Annotated in this window: 17 protein-coding genes and 1 pseudogene; 8 read left to right on the forward strand and 10 right to left on the reverse strand. The window is 71.8% G+C overall.

The window, feature by feature from the left end; genetic code table 11:
• Positions 1–111 precede the first annotated feature (111 nt).
• The 4 genes from A5700_RS22490 to A5700_RS22505 are packed head-to-tail and all read left to right on the forward strand — an operon-like array spanning position 112 to position 3,681.
• A complete protein-coding gene (locus A5700_RS22490; RefSeq protein WP_068071026.1) occupies positions 112–825 on the forward strand; it encodes a superoxide dismutase family protein in 714 nt (237 codons plus the stop codon).
• Positions 806–1,969: a glutamate--cysteine ligase gene (locus A5700_RS22495; protein WP_068071028.1), complete on the forward strand. Its 1,164-nt coding sequence runs from the start codon at positions 806–808 to the stop codon at positions 1,967–1,969. The genes A5700_RS22490 and A5700_RS22495 overlap by 20 nt, the downstream gene beginning before the upstream one ends.
• On the forward strand, positions 1,969–2,613 hold the full coding sequence (locus A5700_RS22500; protein WP_068071030.1) for an LON peptidase substrate-binding domain-containing protein: 645 nt from the start codon (positions 1,969–1,971) through the stop codon (positions 2,611–2,613). Before A5700_RS22495 ends, A5700_RS22500 begins: the two co-directional genes overlap by 1 nt.
• Positions 2,614–2,640: 27 nt before the next feature.
• The gene (locus tag A5700_RS22505) at positions 2,641–3,681 is read left to right on the forward strand and encodes a TIGR03617 family F420-dependent LLM class oxidoreductase (RefSeq protein WP_068071031.1); all 1,041 of its coding nucleotides are present in this window, start codon (positions 2,641–2,643) and stop codon (positions 3,679–3,681) included.
• A 6-nt stretch (positions 3,682–3,687) separates the two neighbouring features.
• Here the strand turns inward: A5700_RS22505 and A5700_RS22510 are convergent, their stop codons facing one another.
• The 5 genes from A5700_RS22510 to A5700_RS22530 all read right to left on the reverse strand — a co-directional run bounded on the left by A5700_RS22510 (position 3,688) and on the right by A5700_RS22530 (position 9,455).
• Entirely contained in the window at positions 3,688–4,266 is a 579-nt protein-coding gene (locus A5700_RS22510) for a hypothetical protein (RefSeq protein ID WP_068071033.1), read from the reverse strand.
• Position 4,267: 1 nt separating this feature from the next.
• On the reverse strand, positions 4,268–5,587 hold the full coding sequence (locus tag A5700_RS22515) for a molybdopterin-dependent oxidoreductase (protein WP_082960530.1): 1,320 nt from the start codon (positions 5,585–5,587) through the stop codon (positions 4,268–4,270).
• Positions 5,588–5,692: 105 nt separating this feature from the next.
• A complete protein-coding gene (locus A5700_RS22520) occupies positions 5,693–7,873 on the reverse strand; it encodes an AAA family ATPase (protein ID WP_068071037.1) in 2,181 nt (726 codons plus the stop codon).
• On the reverse strand, positions 7,870–8,736 hold the full coding sequence (pssA, locus tag A5700_RS22525) for a CDP-diacylglycerol--serine O-phosphatidyltransferase (protein ID WP_068071039.1): 867 nt from the start codon (positions 8,734–8,736) through the stop codon (positions 7,870–7,872). Before pssA ends, A5700_RS22520 begins: the two co-directional genes overlap by 4 nt.
• Positions 8,733–9,455: a phosphatidylserine decarboxylase gene (locus A5700_RS22530; protein ID WP_082960531.1), complete on the reverse strand. Its 723-nt coding sequence runs from the start codon at positions 9,453–9,455 to the stop codon at positions 8,733–8,735. Before A5700_RS22530 ends, pssA begins: the two co-directional genes overlap by 4 nt.
• Before the next feature lie 66 nt (positions 9,456–9,521).
• Here A5700_RS22530 and A5700_RS26330 point away from each other — a divergent pair, with 66 nt between their 5' ends.
• Complete coding sequence (locus tag A5700_RS26330; RefSeq protein WP_068205035.1) at positions 9,522–9,728, forward strand: hypothetical protein; 207 nt, start codon at positions 9,522–9,524, stop codon at positions 9,726–9,728.
• 24 nt (positions 9,729–9,752) lie between these two features.
• Here A5700_RS26330 and A5700_RS27115 read toward each other — a convergent pair.
• Positions 9,753–10,004, reverse strand: a pseudogene (locus A5700_RS27115) (hypothetical protein); the annotation flags it as partial.
• Here A5700_RS27115 and A5700_RS22540 point away from each other — a divergent pair.
• Positions 9,954–10,697: an MFS transporter gene (locus tag A5700_RS22540; protein WP_082966243.1), complete on the forward strand. Its 744-nt coding sequence runs from the start codon at positions 9,954–9,956 to the stop codon at positions 10,695–10,697. The pseudogene A5700_RS27115 and the gene A5700_RS22540 overlap by 51 nt on opposite strands.
• Before the next feature lie 6 nt (positions 10,698–10,703).
• Here the strand turns inward: A5700_RS22540 and glp are convergent, their stop codons facing one another.
• Genes glp through A5700_RS22555 form a run of 3 tightly spaced genes read right to left on the reverse strand, consistent with a single transcriptional unit; the run spans position 10,704 to position 13,427 of the window.
• The gene (glp, locus tag A5700_RS22545; RefSeq protein ID WP_068073515.1) at positions 10,704–11,909 is read right to left on the reverse strand and encodes a gephyrin-like molybdotransferase Glp; all 1,206 of its coding nucleotides are present in this window, start codon (positions 11,907–11,909) and stop codon (positions 10,704–10,706) included.
• Between the two features lie 18 nt (positions 11,910–11,927).
• Positions 11,928–12,863: an SDR family NAD(P)-dependent oxidoreductase gene (locus A5700_RS22550; RefSeq protein ID WP_068073690.1), complete on the reverse strand. Its 936-nt coding sequence runs from the start codon at positions 12,861–12,863 to the stop codon at positions 11,928–11,930.
• A gap of 60 nt (positions 12,864–12,923) precedes the next feature.
• Entirely contained in the window at positions 12,924–13,427 is a 504-nt protein-coding gene (locus A5700_RS22555; protein ID WP_068073519.1) for a cupin domain-containing protein, read from the reverse strand.
• Between the two features lie 30 nt (positions 13,428–13,457).
• Between A5700_RS22555 and A5700_RS22560 the strand changes: the two genes are divergently transcribed.
• Positions 13,458–14,150, forward strand: a complete 693-nt coding sequence (locus A5700_RS22560; RefSeq protein ID WP_068073521.1) for a M24 family metallopeptidase — start codon at positions 13,458–13,460, stop codon at positions 14,148–14,150.
• On the opposite strand, the gene A5700_RS22565 is transcribed toward A5700_RS22560, so the two are convergent.
• Entirely contained in the window at positions 14,147–15,061 is a 915-nt protein-coding gene (locus tag A5700_RS22565) for an SDR family NAD(P)-dependent oxidoreductase (RefSeq protein WP_068073526.1), read from the reverse strand. The genes A5700_RS22560 and A5700_RS22565 overlap by 4 nt on opposite strands.
• A gap of 105 nt (positions 15,062–15,166) precedes the next feature.
• On the opposite strand from A5700_RS22565, the gene A5700_RS22570 reads away from it, so the two are divergent.
• A complete protein-coding gene (locus A5700_RS22570) occupies positions 15,167–15,730 on the forward strand; it encodes a TetR/AcrR family transcriptional regulator (protein WP_068073528.1) in 564 nt (187 codons plus the stop codon).
• The last annotated feature ends 134 nt before the right edge of the window (positions 15,731–15,864 follow it).

The following is a 15,864-nucleotide window of genomic DNA, read 5'->3' on the forward strand; positions in this document are numbered from 1 at the left end:
GCGGCTCCTCCGCGCGCCATGCCGGCGCGCATCGTCGCCAGCTAGGTCCGATGGCGCGGCTCCTGCGCGCGCCATGCCGGCGCGCATCGTCGCCACGCTAGGCTTTTGGGCATGCCTCAGCTCGCCGGTCTCCGCTACGCCGTCGCCCGCCCGTCCGCGCTGCCCCCGCTGATCCTGGCCGGCGCCGCCCTGCTCGGCGCGTGCTCGTCTCCCCAGCACGCGTCGTCCGTGCCGGGCACCACGCCCGCGGTGTGGACGGGGTCGCCCGAGCCGTCGTCGGCAAAGTCCGCCGAGAACCCGGCGGCCGCAGCCCCATCGTCGGCGCCCAACATCACCACTCACCTCAAGGGTCCCGACGGCACCGAGATCGCGACCGCGACGTTCGTGTTCAACAACGGCTACGCCACCGTCACCATCGAGACGACGGCCAACGGCGTGCTGGCCCCCGGCTTCCACGACGTGCACATCCACCGGGTGGGCAAGTGCGAACCCAACTCGGTGGCGCCGACGGGCGGCGCCCCGGGCGACTTCCTCTCGGCCGGTGACCACCTGCAGGTCGGCGGGCGCACCGGCGAGCCGGCCAGCGGGGACCTGTCGGTGCTGCAGGTGCGCAAAGACGGGTCGGGGACGCTGGTCACCACCACCGACGCCTTCACCGAGCAGGACCTGCTCAGCGGCGAGAAGACGGCGATCGTGATCCACGCCGGAGCGAAAGACCAGCCCAGCATGCCGCCCAGCAGCGGGACGCCGACGTCGGACCAGATGGCGATGAGCGCCGGTGACGCCGGCAAGCGGGTGGCGTGCGGTGTCATCGGTGCCGGCTAGCCAAGCCCCTTCCAGTGCCGCCACCCGCGGCGAGGCGCGCATCGACTTCGCCCGCTCGCCGCGGCCGACCATCGGCGTCGAGTGGGAGTTCGCACTCGTGGACGCGCAGACCCGCGACCTGAGCAACGAAGCCACGGCGGTGATCGACGAGATCGGTGAAAACCCGCGCGTACACAAGGAATTGCTACGCAACACCGTCGAGGTGGTCACCGGCATCTGTGACAGCGCGCCGCAGGCGATCGAGGACCTGCGCGGCACGCTCGGGCCGGCCCGCCGGATCGTCCGCGACCGCGGCATGGAGCTGTTCTGCGCCGGCACCCACCCGTTCGCCCGCTGGTCGGCGCAGGAACTCACCGACGGCGCCCGCTACGCCGAACTCATCAAACGCACCCAGTGGTGGGGCCGGCAGATGCTGATCTGGGGCGTGCACGTGCACGTGGGAATCTCCTCCCCGCACAAGGTGATGCCGATCATGACGTCGCTGCTCAACTACTACCCGCACCTGCTGGCGCTGTCCGCCTCGTCGCCGTGGTGGGGCGGCGAGGACACCGGGTACGCCAGCAACCGGGCCATGATGTTCCAGCAGCTGCCCACCGCCGGGCTGCCGTTCCACTTCCAGACCTGGAAAGAATTCGAAGGCTTCGTCTACGACCAGAAGAAGACCGGCATCATCGACCACGTCGACGAGGTGCGCTGGGACATCCGACCGTCGCCGCACCTGGGGACGCTCGAGGTGCGAATCTTCGACGGGGTGTCCAACCTGCGCGAGCTGGGCGCCTTGGTCGCGTTAACCCATTGCCTCATCGTCGATCTGGACCGCAGGCTGGAGGCCGACGAGTCGCTGCCGACCATGCCGCCCTGGCACGCCCAGGAGAACAAATGGCGCGCCGCCCGCTACGGCCTGGACGCCATCATCATCCTGGACGCGGAGAGCAACGAGCGGTTGGTGACCGAGGACCTCGACGACGTGCTGACCCGGCTCGAGCCGGTGGCCAAGAGCCTGCACTGCGTCGACGAGCTGGCCGCCGTCGCCGACATCCCCCGGCGCGGCGCGTCATATCAGCGGCAGCGCCGCGTCGCCGAGGAGCACGACGGTGACCTGCGCGCGGTGGTCGACGTCCTGGTCGGTGAGCTGGACGTCTGATGACCGCCCCGGAATTCGTTGCGCTGGCCATGTTTCCGCTGGAGTCGGTGTTCCTGCCGGGCCAGCACCTCCCGCTGCGAATCTTCGAGCCGCGCTACGGCGCCCTGGTGCGGCACTGCCTGGAGGCGGGTGAGCCCTTCGGTGTGGTGCTCATCTCGCGCGGCCGCGAGGTCGGCGGCGGTGACGCCCGCTGCGACGTCGGGGTGCTGGCCAGCATCGTCGAGTGCGTCGACGAGGGCGCTGGGCGCTATACGCTCAGCTGCCGCACGGGAGCGCGAATCCTGTTGTCGCAGTGGCTACCCGACGATCCCTACCCGCGGGCGCACGCGACGGTGTGGCCCGACCAGCCCAGCGAACCCGTGTCCCGCGCCCAGGTGCTCGAGGTGGAAGACAAGGCGATGGCGCTGTTCGAGCGGATCGCGGACGCGCGGGGGGTGACGCTGCCCAGCCGTGAGGTGCTGTTGGGAGGCGACACGTCCGGTGACGCCGGGGACCGCCTGCTCACCCTGGCCGCCCGCATTCCGATCGGCACCGCGGATCGCTACTCGGTGCTGGCGGCGCCGTCGGCCGCCGAGCGCCTGGCCGCGCTGAGCGAGGCCGTGGACGCCGTCGCCGAGGTGGTTCAGTTCCAGCTCTCCGAATAGCCGACCGGTGACGGCTAGGGTGAGCCCATGAAGGTGCATTTGCAGGTCAACGGTTCCCCGGTGCGGGCGGCCGCCAGCGCCGCCGACATCGCCGCGACGGGCGCCGACGGCCTGTTCACCTTCGAGGGCCAGCACGACGTGTTCTTCCCGCTGCTGGTTGCGGCGGGCGCCACCAGTCTGGACCTGATGACCAACGTGGCCATCGCCCCGCCGCGCAGCCCGTTGCACCTGGCGCACGCCGCCTACGACCTGCAACTGGTCAGCGAGGGCCGGTTCCGGCTGGGCCTGGGCTCCCAGGTGCGGGCCCACATCGAAAAGCGTTACGGCAGTAAGTGGGAGCGGCCCGCGGCGCGGATGGCCGAGACCGTCGCGGCCATCAAGGCGATCTTCGCGGCGTGGGAGGGTCAGTCCCGCTTGAACTTTCGCGGCGAGTTCTTCACGCACACCATCATGGCGCCGAACTTCAGCCCGGGGCCGAATCCGTTCGGCCCGCCGCCGGTGCTGCTGGGTGCGCTGGGCCCGGTGATGACGCGCACCGCCGCGGAAGTGGCCGACGGCCTGCTCGTGATGCCGTTCAACAGCGCGCGCCACTTCGAGGAACGCACGCTGCCGGCCGTCGCCGAGGGCCTGCGGCGGACGGGCCGCGCGCGAGAGGACCTGCAGATCATCGTCGCGGCCATGGTCGCGGTCGGCCGCGACGAGGCCGACCTGGCCGCCGCGATCGACGGTGTGGCGTCGCTGATTTCGTTCTACGGGTCCACGCCCGCCTACCTGCCCGTCCTCGAGGTCGAGGGCTGGGCCGACGTCCAGCCCGAGCTCAACGCGCTGTCCAAGCAGGGCCGCTTCGCCGAGATGCGCCGACTCGTCGGCGACGAGCTGGTGTCGCGGATCGGGATCGTCGGCACCCCCGAGGAATGCGCGCAGCAGATCGTGGCGCGATTCGGCGAACACGCCGCCGAGGTGTGTTGCTACTTCCCGGGATACACGCCGCGCCCCGCGGACGTGGCGGACCTGATCGGTGCCCTGCGTCGCGCCCCGGCCCGCACCGCGCGGCTCTCCCGCGAGTAGGCGCCGCTACCCGAACCGTGAGCGCTCCGACGTCGATGGATCAAGGTCCGCCGCCGGCGGATGCGGGGACCGGCCGAGGCTTCGGTTTGCCTCGGCGCCGCTGCGGTACGCCAGGGCGAGCCGGACGGCGTAACTGCCGGCGCTGAAGGCGAACATGAGCGCGGTGAGCATGAGCCACCGGCCGAGAAATGGCTCCTGGGTCAATCCCGTGTCGTCGGAATATTTTTCCGCGCCCTGCCTGATGATGCCGGGCAAGAAGACGAGCAGCAGCAATCCGGAACCCAACGCGGGTGCCCGCAGATAATTGCGCGCCGGCACCGGGGATCGGCGGTGGCGGCCGACCGGTGGGTTCACGAGCCGATCCGCCAGCGAGTAGACGGGAAACAGCACGAGGTCGTGGAAGATGATCGCCGCGGCGAACCACAGGGTCATCGATTTCCACCAGGTGCCTTCGGGTTTCCACAGGGTCGTCGGTCCGGCCGTGACGATCAAGTAGCCGGCCAGTCCGAACCCGGCCACCATGGTCAACAGGTGCACCGGGCTGGAGCCGTAGACGGACCGGAAGAGCGTGGACCGGTGCGGCATCTCAGCGGCCGTTGAAGTCGATGGACGATACCCATTTGGTGTTGTGCACACCCGGGATCGCGGGGACCATGATGCGCGCCGGATATCCGTGGTCGAGCGAGATGTTCGCACCGTTGACCCGCAGCGCGAGTAGCGCATCGGGGTGGGCTATCTGGTTGGCCTGTAAGGTGGCGCTGTTGAAATAGCCCTCCTTGCCCAGTGATTGGACCAGCGCGGAACGCGGTGTCCGAACCCCGGCCAGTGCGGCAAGCTCCGCGAGCCGAACACCGCTCCAGCTCTGCACCGTGGACCAGCCCTGCACGCATGCGATCGGCAGCCGAGCGCTGTGTTGAGTCATCGCCTCGAGGTCCTTGCGGGTCAACACAATCGGCGCTGCACCGCCGCGCAGGGTGAGCCGCCACCTCTCGCCCGTGGTCGCGGGGTCGATGCCGACGCCCTTGGCGGTCTTGTTGATCCGGAAGTCGTTGGGCCCCTTGCCCGTCGTATCCCCGGTGGGAAGCATCAGCGGCAGGTGACGCGCGAACCCGCCGATCGTCTGTCCCGCGGTGGTCAGGGCGGTCAACAGCACGCCTGCGCCGACGAGACCGAGGGCGCCGCGTCGGCTCATCGTCGGCGCTGCCGGCTCAGCGGCCACCAATTCGTCGGGGTCGAAGTTCTCGGGGTGGGTGTCGGCGCGGTTTGTGCGCAACACTTCTCGCAACGACACCGACCGTAGACCGGTCACCATCCGCGGGATCTTCAAGGTGATGTGCATCAAGAAGCCGGCGATGAACACCCACGCGCCGTAATAGTGCGCCGGAAAGAAACTGAACCCGAAGATGTAGTCGTATTGGATGTAGAGCACGCCGGTGGCCATCTCGAACAGAATCCCGCCGACCAGCATCGCGATGGAAACGCGTTCCAGCACTTGGGCGATGGACCGGCTCGGCGGCCATGCGAACAGCCGCGGGATGACCGACCACAGCTTGGCCAACACCACCGGGATCAGCACCAATCCCAGCCCGACGTGCAGGCCCTGGCTGAGTCGGTAAAGCCACACGGGGCGGGTGGGCCAGTCGAACGTCGGCAGCTTCAGCCACCCGACGTGAACCGGTAGGGCCTGACCGAACTGCGGCCCGTAGGCGATGTAGGACAGCAACCCGGTCAGGATGACGATCGGCAGGCCCACCAAGAGCACCAGACCGAACACCGATGTCAGCCATGGCCCACGCAACGGGCTGCGCCACCGGTGCAAGCGCTCGGTTCCTGGTGGGGGATGCCGGTCGAGGAGCCGCCATAGTCCTGCGGGAAACTTGTCGCCGGTTTCAGGTGATTCGGTCATGGCGCTACCGCGCCGTCACCCAACTGCCGCAACACCGGGCCCCCCGTCGCCGATTCGGTCGTGGTGAATCCATACCCGCAAACCGCGGGTCTACACGTCGGGACGCTACAAAGCTTTGCCGAAGGCCCGCAGCGACTGCACCTGCGCGGCCTCCAGCGAGGGACGCACGGCTTGGCGCGCCGCCGCGATATCGGCGGCCGTCACGTCGGTGGCGTCGATGGAGCGGCGCATCGCGGTCAGGGCGGCCTCGCGCAGCAAGGCGACGCAGTCCGCGGCGCTGTAGCCGTCGAGCCCGGCGGCCACCTCGTCGAGGTCGACGTCGTCGCTCAACGGAACGGATTTGCCCGCGGTGCGCAAGATGTCGCGGCGCGCCGCGGCGTCCGGCGGCTCGACGAACACCAGCCGTTCCAGGCGTCCCGGGCGCAGCAGCGCGGGGTCGATCAATTCGGGCCGGTTGGTGGCGCCCAGCACGACGACGTCGCGCAGCGGGTTGACGCCGTCGAGCTCGGTCAGCAGCGCGGCCACCACCCGGTCGGTCACCCCCGAGTCGAAGCTCTGTCCGCGCCGCGGCGCCAGCGCGTCGATCTCGTCGAGGAAGACCAACGACGGCGCGGAATCGCGCGCGCGCCGAAACAGTTCCCGCACCGCCCGTTCCGAGCTGCCGACCCACTTGTCCATCAGCTCGGAGCCCTTCACGGCGTGCACCGACAGCTGCCCGGTGCTGGCCAGGGCGCGCACGACGAAGGTCTTGCCGCACCCGGGCGGGCCGTACAGGAGCACCCCGCGCGGCGGGTCGACGCCCAACCGGGCGAAGGTGTCGGGATGCTGCAGCGGCCACAACACCGCCTCGGTGAGCGCCTGCCGCGCCTCGGCCATGTCGCCGACGTCGTCGAGGGTGACGTTGCCGACGGTCACCTCCTCGCTCGCCGAGCGGGACAGCGGCCGGATGACGGTCAGCGCGCCGAGCAGGTCGTCCTGGTCGAGTCGGGGCGGCTCGCCGTCGGCGCTGGCCCGCGACGCCGCGCGCAACGCCGCCTCGCGCACCAGCGCGGCCAGGTCCGCGACGACGAACCCGGGTGTGCGGCCAGCGATTTCGTCGAAGTCGAGGTCGCCGGTCGGCACCGATTTCAGCAGCGCTTCCAGCAGCGATCGGCGGGTCCCGGCGTCGGGCAGGGGCAGGCTGAGCTCCCGGTCGCACAGGTCGGGCGCCCGCAGCCGGGCGTCGAGCTGGTCGGGGCGGGCCGACGTGGCGACGAGCGCGACACCCTCGGTGGCGACGGCGGTGCGCAGCTCGCCGAGGATCAGCGCGGCGACCGGCTCCGCAGTCGCCGGCAGCAGGGCGTCCACATCGGTGATCAGCAGGACGCCGCCGCCGTCGCGCACCGCGCGTGACGCGCCGGCCACGGCCTTGAGCCGGTCCTCGGCGGTCAGCGCGCCGATCTCCGGGCCGTCCAGAGTCACCATCCGGCGGCCGGCGCACACCGCCCGCACCAGCGTCACCTTCCCGACGCCGGCCGGGCCGGACACCAGCACGCCGAGGTTCGCGCCCGCACCCAACGCCCTGAGCAGGTGCGGCTCGTCGAGGGCCAGCTTGAGCCATTCGGTGAGCTTGGCGGCCTGCGGCTGCGAGCCCTTGAGTTCCTCCACGACCGTGTCGGGACTCGACACCTCCACCGCCGCCCGGGGCGTCGCCTGACCGCCGGCCGGCACGCCCGCGCCCCAGGACACCAGCGAGTTCGGTTGCACGCTGACCGGCCCGCCCGGATCGACCCCGGTGACCGTCAGCAGCTCCGAGGTCCAGCTGATGCCGACCGCGGCGGCCAACGCGCGGGTGGCGGCGGACGTCGACGTGCCCGGCCCCAGATCGCGGGGCAGCAGGGACACCGCGTCGCCGACCGTGAGGACCTTGCCCAGCAGGGCCTGGCGCAGCGTGACCGGCGAGATCGACTGCGTCGCCAGCCCCGAGCCGGACAGGGTCACCGACCGGGCGCCGTAGACGGTGACCGCGCCGACGATCACCGCGGTGCCCTCGCGCAGGCCGGCGTTGGACAGCGTCACGTCGTCGAGCAGCGCCGTGCCGACCGGGGTGTCCGGCCCGGCCAACCCCACCACCGCCGCCGTGGTGCGCGACCCGATCAGCGCTACCGCGTCCCATTCGCGGATGCCGAGCGCGGCGACGGCGCTCGGGTGCAACCGGACGACGCCGCGGCGCGAGTCGACGGCCGAGGTGTTCAGCCGAGCGGTGAGCGTGAGCTGACGGGCCGCGTCCTCGCCCGGGCGGGTCATGGCAGGCGGCCGCCCGGCTTGCGCAGCCCCAGGCGGGCGACCGACCGGCGGTGCGGCTGGGCCCGCCGGGTCGCGCGCCGGGCGGCGCGGCGCTGCTTGGGCTTGTCGGCGAGCGCTTCGGGGTGCGCGGCGAGCCAGCGCTGGTTGCGGATCGCGAACGGCACGTGGCACAGGTAGGCGACGATGATCACCCAGATCAACACGTAGGGGGCCAGCACGGCGGCGGCCGCGCAGATCGCCAACGCCGCCAGCAGCGGGGCGGCCCAGCTCGGCGGCACCGCGACCGCGTGCATCTTGCGCATCGGGATCTTGCTGACCAGCAGCACCGACGTGCCGGCGATCCACACGCACAGGAACACCGGCGACGTCCACCATCCGTCGCCGAACTGCAGCTTCAGCCCGATCAGCCCAATCAGCGACACCGCGCCCGCCGGCGCCGGCATGCCGACGAAGAATTCGTGCGTGTAGGCGGGCTGGGTGCCGTCGTCGAGCAGCGCGTTGTACCGGGCCAGGCGCAGCACCACGCACACCGCGTAGAGCAGCACCACGATCCACCCGGACGGGGACTGCGCGAACAGCGTCAGGTACACGACGATGGCCGGCGTCACCCCGAAGTTCACCGCGTCGGCCAGCGAGTCGATCTCCTCGCCCATCCGCGACTGCGCGTCCAGGATGCGGGCGACCCGGCCGTCGAGCCCGTCGAGGATGGCGGCGGCGGCGATCAGCGCCATCGCGGCCTTCGGCTGGTGCTCGAGCGCGAACTTGATGGCGGTCAGGCCGGCGCAGATGGACAGCACCGTCATGGCGCTGGGCAGGATCTGCAGGTTCACCGGGGGGCGCCGGGCGCGCGGCTTGCTGATCACGGCAGCTCGGCCAGCAAGGTCTCGCCGGCGATGGCGCGCTGGCCCACCCGCACCAGCGGCTGCGTGCCCGCCGGCAGGTAGGTATCCAGCCGGGAACCGAACCGGATGAGGCCGTAGGTGTCACCGATCGACAGCCGTTCGCCGACGCGGGCGTCGCAGATGATGCGCCGCGCCAGCAGGCCGGCGACCTGCACCGCGACGACGTCGGCGCCGCCGTCGGTGCGGATCCGCAGGCTGGTGCGCTCGTTTTCGGTGCTGGCGGCGGCCAGGTCCGCGGACCCGAAGCGGCCCGGCCGGTGGTGCACCGCGACGACCTGGCCACCGACCGGCGCCCGCTGGACGTGGGCGTCGAGCAGCGACAGGAAGATGCTGACCCGCGGCAGCGGCGCGTCGTCCATGCCGAGCTCGGCGGGCGGGGCGGCCGAGTCGATGACGCAGACCTCGCCGTCGGCGGGGGCGACGATCGCGCCGGGCCGGGTCGGCGGCACCCGCGGGGGGTGGCGGAAGAAGCCCGCGCACGCGCCCGCCGCGAGCAGGCCGGCCCGCCGCACCCACCGGTGGTTGCGGCCGGTGACGGCCAGGGCGAGGCCCGCCGCGACGAACGGTCGCCCGGCCGGGTGCAGGGGTGGGATCGCCGATCGCACCAGTTCCAGCGCGTGCGCGGGGCTGAAGGTCGGTTCCTCGGCGGTGGGGCCGACCGTGCGGGGGCGTTTTGCCACGCGGCCATCTTACGGAGACCGGAACCCGGTTGGTGTGCGCCCGCAACGGGAACGCTGCCCAGCACCATGCATCCGACCGAAGCCGCGAGCCTGCGCCGCGCGAAGATCGGCGGCACCGTCACTTTCCTCGCTCACGCCATGGTGGCCTCGTCGTGGGTCGCCCACATTCCGCAGATCAAGGGCCACCTGGGCCTCTCCGACGCCGCGCTGGGAACGGCGTTGTTCGGCGCGCCGCTCGACCGTCGCGGCCTGGGTGTTCATCGCCACGTCTAGTCCACCCTGAAACAGGCCCCACCCGACCAGCGCAGCGAACAGCGACGCCCAGGACTCGGCCAGCCCGATGGTGACCGACGCCGCGGCGTAAGCGATCACCGTGAGCCGGACCAGACGGCGGCTGCCCCATCGCGGCAGCGCCCAGTGGCTCGCCACGGTGGCCGCGACGGCGCCCAGCGGCGCGCCGAACAACGCCGTTCCCAGCGCGGCGTCGGAGAGGCCCAGGTGGCCCTTGATCTGCGGAATGTGGGGGCGGGGGTTCCGCTGGCGGCGCAACTGCTGGTGCTCGCCGTCGTCGTCGCGGGCGGGGTGGAGGGGTGCACCGGCGCCCTGCTACCCGACCGCGAGCCCGAGCGGGCCCGGGACCGCCCGAAGCGCGGCTGGTTGAGCCCCACGGTCGCGATCCTGGCGGGCGTGTCGTTCGCGTCGTTCATCTGCGAGGGCGCGGCCGGGGACTGGTCGGGGGACTACCTGCGCAACGTGGTGGGCGCCGGGCCGGGACTGTCCGCGCTGAGCTACGCGGCCTACACCCTGACGATGGTGATCACCCGGTTCGCCGCGCTACGGCTGCACTCCCGCATCCCCAGCCGGCGGCTGCTGCCGGCGCTGGCCCTGCTCGCCGCGCTGGGCATGGGCGTGACGCTGGCGGTGGCCGACCCGGTCGTCAGCGTCGCGGGGTTCGCGCTGCTGGGCGCCGGGGTGGCGCTGCTGGTGCCGACCGCGTTCAGCGCCGCCTACCCCGCCGGCCGCGGCGGTTCGGCCATCGCGATCGTCGCCGCGACCGGCTGGGTCGGCTATCTGCTCGGGCCGCCGCTGATCGGCCAGCTCTCGGGCCTGTTCGGCCTGTCGGCGGCGCTGCTGGTGATCCCGGTGATGCTGTGCGTCGCGGGCATCGCGATCCGCGGCAGCAGGGCCTTTGACGCGGCCGACGAGTTTCACCGCGAGGCCGCGGCCTCGACGGTCGGCTGAGGCGGCTCAGCCCAGGTCCCAGACCTGCACCTGCGCCCCCGCCGGCACCTCCACGACGTCCTCGGGGATGTCCAGCAGCGCGTTGGCCGTGGCCAGCCACCGCAAGTGGTGCGAGGCGGGCGGCCCGTAGCTGAGCACCCGGCCCGCCTCGGCGTCGAAGATCGCCCGCCGGAACTGGCGCTTGCCGCGCGGCGAGGTCAACGACTCGGTGAGGACGGCGGGCCGCTGCGGCCGCTCGGGATCCGGCAGGCCCATGGCCCGGCGCAGCGCGGGCCGGAGGAACACCTCGAAGGACACCAGCGAGCTCACTGGGTTGCCGGGCAGCGTCACGATGGGCGTGCCGGCGACGCGCCCCACGCCCTGCGGCATCCCGGGCTGCATGGCCACCTTGACGAAGTCGACGCCCTGGTCGCCGTCGCGGCCGAACGCGTCCTTGACCACCTCGTAGGCCCCGGCGCTGACGCCGCCGCTGGTGATGATCAGGTCGGCTGCGACGGCGTGGCGGTCGAGGATCTCGCTGAACTGCGCGACGTCGTCCTCGGCGGTCGCGATCGCGACCACGTCGGCGCCCGCGTCGCGCACCGCTCCGGCCAGCATGATCGAGTTCGACTCGTAGATCTGGCCCGGCCGCAGCGGGACACCCGGGGCCACCAGCTCGGAGCCGGTGGACACCACCAGGACCCGCTGCCGCGGGATCACCGCCAGCTCGGCGATCCCCAGCGCGGCGGCGAGCCCGAGGACGGCGGCGGAGACCAGCTGCCCCTTGCGCAACACGACGGTGCCGGGCTCGACGTCCTCGCCGGCCCGCCGGATGTGCTTGCCCGGTTCGCGGGCCGCCCGGATCGCCACCACGTCCGCGCCGGCGTCGGTGTCCTCGACCGGCACGATGGTGGTCGCGCCCGCCGGGACGGGCGCGCCGGTCATGATGCGGTGGGCGGTCCCCGGCCGCAGGGACAGGGCGTCGGTGCGCCCGGCGGGGATGTCCTCCGCGACGGGCAACAGCACCGGCCGGTCGGCCGTGGCGGCCGCGACGTCCTCGGCCCGCACCGCGTAGCCGTCCATCGCGGAGTTGTCGAAGAGGGGCAGCGCCAGCGGCGCGACGACGTCGTCGGCCAGGGCCAGGCCCTGCGCCTCGGCCAGCGGCAGGGGCCGGGCGGGCCGGGCGCGGACGAGGTCGGCGACGACGCGCTGGTGCTCTGCTACGGACCGCACCCGGCCATTATCGGCCCGTCAGATTCCGAAGCTGACGCCGGTGAGCTCTTCGGAGACCGACCACAGCCGGCGCTGCAGCTGTTCGTCGTGGGATTGCGCGCTGGAGGCGACCAGCTTCGGGTGGCCGCGCTGCTCCAGGAAGCCGTCGGGCCCGAAGTACTGCCCACCTTGGACGTCGGGGTCGGTGGCGGCCCGCAGCGTCGGCAGCGCGCCCTGGGCCGGGCTCTGGAAGAGCACCGGCCCCAGCACCGCCTTGAGCGGCTGAAAGATGCCCGGCAGGTTGCGGGCCAGCTCGGTGTTGGACCCGCCCGGGTGGGCCGCGACGGCGATGGTCTTGGCCTCCGGGTGAGCCGCCAGGCGGCGCTGCAGCTCGTAGGTGAACAGCAGGTTGGCCAGTTTCGACTGCCCGTAGGCGGCGACCCGGTCGTAGCCGCGTTCCCACTGCAGGTCGTCGAAGTGGATCGCGGCCCGCAGCCGGTGCCCGAGGCTGCTCACCGTCACCACCCGGGACTCGCGGACCTTGCGCAGGTGGTCGAGCAGCAGCCCGGTCAGCGCGAAGTGCCCCAGGTGATTGGTGCCGAACTGCAGCTCGAAACCGTCCTTGGTGGTGGCCTTGGGGGTCCACATGACGCCGGCGTTGTTGATCAGCAGGTCGATGCGGGGGTAGGCGGCGCGCAACGCGTCGGCGGCCGCGCGCACCGAATCCAGCGAGGTCAGGTCGAGCGCCTGCAGGGTCACGTCGGCGCGGGGGCTGGCGGCGTGGATGCGGGACAGGGCGGTGTTGCCCTTCTCCAGATCGCGGACGGCGAGCACCACGTGGGCGCCGCGGTAGGCCAGCGCGGCGGCCGTGTGATAACCGATGCCGGTGTTGGCGCCGGTGACGACGGCGACGCGGCCGCTCTGGTCCGGGATGTCGCTCTCCGACCACTTCCGTCCGGGGTCGTTTGCAGGCATGGCCCAGAACTTACTCACCGCGACGCGAGTCCGCCGGTCGGCGCGGGCCGCCGCGGCGGCTCAGACCCAATGGTTGTCGTGCCGGGCGAACCATTCGCGGCGCTCGTCGTCGGTCATGTCGGCCAGCGCGCCGAAGTTCTCGAAGTAGGCCTCTCGCGGCGCGCCGGGCGCGAACAGCATCAGGATTGACGCGGGTTCGTCGGCCTCGTTGCGGAAGCCGTGGATTCCTCCCGGCGGGACGTAGAGGAAGTCGCCCTGGTGGCCGTCGACCCAGTCGGTGCCGTCGTAGAGCCGCATGGCCCCGGACAGCACGAAGAAGGCCTCCGACATGGCGCGGTGAAAGTGCGGGCCGGGACCACCGCCCTGCGGGCCGATGTCGACCCGGTAGAGCCCGTAGTCACCGGCGGTGTCGCGCTGGCTCGCCAAATAGCGGTAGGCGACCCCGGGCGTCTGGTAGTCGGGCGGCTCCCCGCCGTTTTCAGGGGCCCGCTTGAGCCAGGCGCTCACCTCCGGCTCGTCACGGGTGTAGCGGGGCGGCGGATACGGCGGCACGACCAGGGACACCCGTCCAGCCTGCCAGTTAGCATCGCGTAAGTGGAGTCCGGCGAAGACGTTCGCGTGCGGCGGCTGCTCGACGCCCAGGACAAGGCCGCGCGGCTGTTCGACGAGATGGAGCGGCGCGGCATGATCCGGCCCGGGGTGGGCGAGAAGGCGCTATCCGACGAGATCCGCGACCTCGCCGCCGAGCTGTTCGGGGTGACGCGGCACTGGCACCGGCGCATCGTGCGCGCGGGCGCGAACACCCTGCTGCCGTTCAAGGAGCATCCGCCGGACCGGGTGCTCGCCGACGACGACATCGCCTTCGTCGATCTGGGCCCCATCTTCGAAGACTGGGAGGCGGATTTCGGGCGCACCTTCGTGCTGGGCGACGACCCCGCGAAGGTCGCGGTGCGCGAAGCGCTTCCGCGGGTGTGGCAGGCGGGGCGCGACTACTTCGCCGCCCATGCCGACGTCACGGGCGCGCAGTTGTACGACTACGTCGTCGGTGTGGCCGAAGCGCAGGGCTTCGGCTGGGGCAGCCCGATCGCCGGCCACCTGGTCGGTGAGTTCCCGCACAAGAAGATCGTCGGCGACGGCGTGCAGTGGTACATCACGCCCGGCTCGACCAAACCCATGCGCCGCGCGGGCGGCGACGGGCGGCCGTGCCATTGGATCCTCGAGGTCCACCTGGTCGACCGCCCGCGCGGCTTCGGAGGGTTCTACGAGCAGTTGCTCGACCTGGGTTAGTCGACGGGGTAGACGACACCGGTGAGCTCTTCGGACACCGCCCACAACCGGCGCTGCCGCTCGGCGTCGTGCGACTTGGCGCTCGACGCCACCACCTTCGGGTGGCCCTGCATCTCCCCGAAGCCGTCCGGCCCGAAGTACTGACCACCCAGCACGCCCGGGTCGGTGGCGGCGCGCAGCGTCGGAAGGGCGCCGGTGGCCGCGTCCTGCGAGATCAGCCCGAACAGCGGCGTCACGATCCGCTCGACCGGCGCCGGGATGTTGCGCGTCAGTTCGGTGCGCGACCCGCCGGGGTGCGCGGCGACGGCGACCGTCGTCCCGCGCGGGGCCAGCCGGCGCTGCAGCTCGTAGGTGAACAGCAGGTTGGCGAGCTTGGCCTGCCCGTAGGCGGCGACCCGGTTGTAGCTGCGTTCCCACTGCAGGTCGTCGAAGTGGATGTCGGCCAGCAGGCGGTGGCCGAGGCTGCTGACCGTCACCACCCGCGAGCCGGCGACCGGCAGCAAGCGGTCCAGCAGCAGGCCGGTCAGGGCGAAGTGGCCGAGGTGGTTGGTGCCGAACTGCAGCTCGAAGCCGTCCTTGGTGGTGCCCTTGGGGGTCCACATGACGCCGGCGTTGTTGATGAGCAGGTCGATGCGGTCGTGGGCGGAGCGCAGCTGGTCGGCGGCGGCCCGGATCGATTCCAGGGAGGTCAGGTCGAGTTCCTGCAGCGCGACGTCGGCGTCGGCGCTCTGGGCGGTGATGCGCGCGACGGCGTCCTTGCCCTTGTCCAGGTTGCGCACCGCGAGCACCACGTGGGCGCCGCGGGCGGCCAACGCCAGGGCGGTCTCGTAGCCGAGGCCCGTGTTGGCCCCGGTGATGACGGCGACCCGGCCGGACTGGTCGGGGATGTCCGCGGTGGTCCATTTGGCCATGGCGGCCTCCTTGAACTAGTAGAGTAAACGGGGCGGGCGCTCCGGTTGCCCCCCCCACTATATGGAACGCACGCCCCGTTTTGTCAACAGCGAGGTGATGAACAGATGGCGCAACCCAGGCCGTTGCGCGCCGACGCGGCCCGCAATCGGGCGCGCGTGCTGGACGTCGCCTACGAAACCTTCGCGGCCGAGGGCCTGTCGGTCCCGATCGACGAGATCGCTCGGCGCGCCGGGGTGGGCGCCGGCACGGTGTACCGGCACTTCCCGACTAAGGAGGCGTTGTTCGCCGCCGTCGTCGACGATCGGCTGCGCCAGCTGGTCCGCAGCGGCTACGCGTTGCTGGAGTCGGGTGCGCCCGGCGAGGCCCTGTTCGAGTATCTGCGGACGCTGGTGCTGCAGTGGGGGTCCGCCGATCGGGGCCTGGTGGACGCGCTGGCCGGGCTGGGCATCGAACTCGACAGCGCCGCCCCGGACGCCGAGGACGCGTTCCTGGAGATGCTCGGCACCCTGCTCGAGGCGGCGCAGCGGTCGGGCACCGCGCGGCCGGACCTCGGCGTGCGCGAAGTGAAGGCCATCCTGGTCGGGTGCCAGGCGATGGAGGCCTACAACTCCGAGCTCGCCGAGCGGGTGACCGACGTCGTCATCGACGGTCTGCGCGCTGGGCGATAACCACCGCCACTTCTTGCACTCGACATGGGCGAGTGCTAAGAATGACGTTGGCACTCGCGACTGGTGAGTGCTAGGTCGGGACGGTGAGACCAGGCCCAACGACAGCCCGGTCGTCCGTCGCGGGCACTGCACCC

The sequence above is a fragment of the Mycobacterium sp. E1214 genome (genome assembly GCF_001666755.1).
In the GTDB taxonomy this organism is placed as follows: domain Bacteria; phylum Actinomycetota; class Actinomycetes; order Mycobacteriales; family Mycobacteriaceae; genus Mycobacterium.

Coding starts and splice junctions, on each gene's coding strand:
- A5700_RS22490 (WP_068071026.1), top strand. CDS start 112: ATGCCTCAGCTCGCCGGTCTCCGCTACGCCGTCGCCCGCCCGTCCGCG.
- A5700_RS22500 (WP_068071030.1), top strand. CDS start 1,969: ATGACCGCCCCGGAATTCGTTGCGCTGGCCATGTTTCCGCTGGAGTCG.
- A5700_RS22505 (WP_068071031.1), top strand. CDS start 2,641: ATGAAGGTGCATTTGCAGGTCAACGGTTCCCCGGTGCGGGCGGCCGCC.
- A5700_RS22510 (WP_068071033.1), bottom strand. CDS start 4,266: ATGCCGCACCGGTCCACGCTCTTCCGGTCCGTCTACGGCTCCAGCCCG.
- A5700_RS22515 (WP_082960530.1), bottom strand. CDS start 5,587: ATGACCGAATCACCTGAAACCGGCGACAAGTTTCCCGCAGGACTATGG.
- A5700_RS22520 (WP_068071037.1), bottom strand. CDS start 7,873: ATGACCCGCCCGGGCGAGGACGCGGCCCGTCAGCTCACGCTCACCGCT.
- A5700_RS26330 (WP_068205035.1), top strand. CDS start 9,522: ATGCATCCGACCGAAGCCGCGAGCCTGCGCCGCGCGAAGATCGGCGGC.
- A5700_RS22550 (WP_068073690.1), bottom strand. CDS start 12,863: ATGCCTGCAAACGACCCCGGACGGAAGTGGTCGGAGAGCGACATCCCG.
- A5700_RS22565 (WP_068073526.1), bottom strand. CDS start 15,061: ATGGCCAAATGGACCACCGCGGACATCCCCGACCAGTCCGGCCGGGTC.
- A5700_RS22570 (WP_068073528.1), top strand. CDS start 15,167: ATGGCGCAACCCAGGCCGTTGCGCGCCGACGCGGCCCGCAATCGGGCG.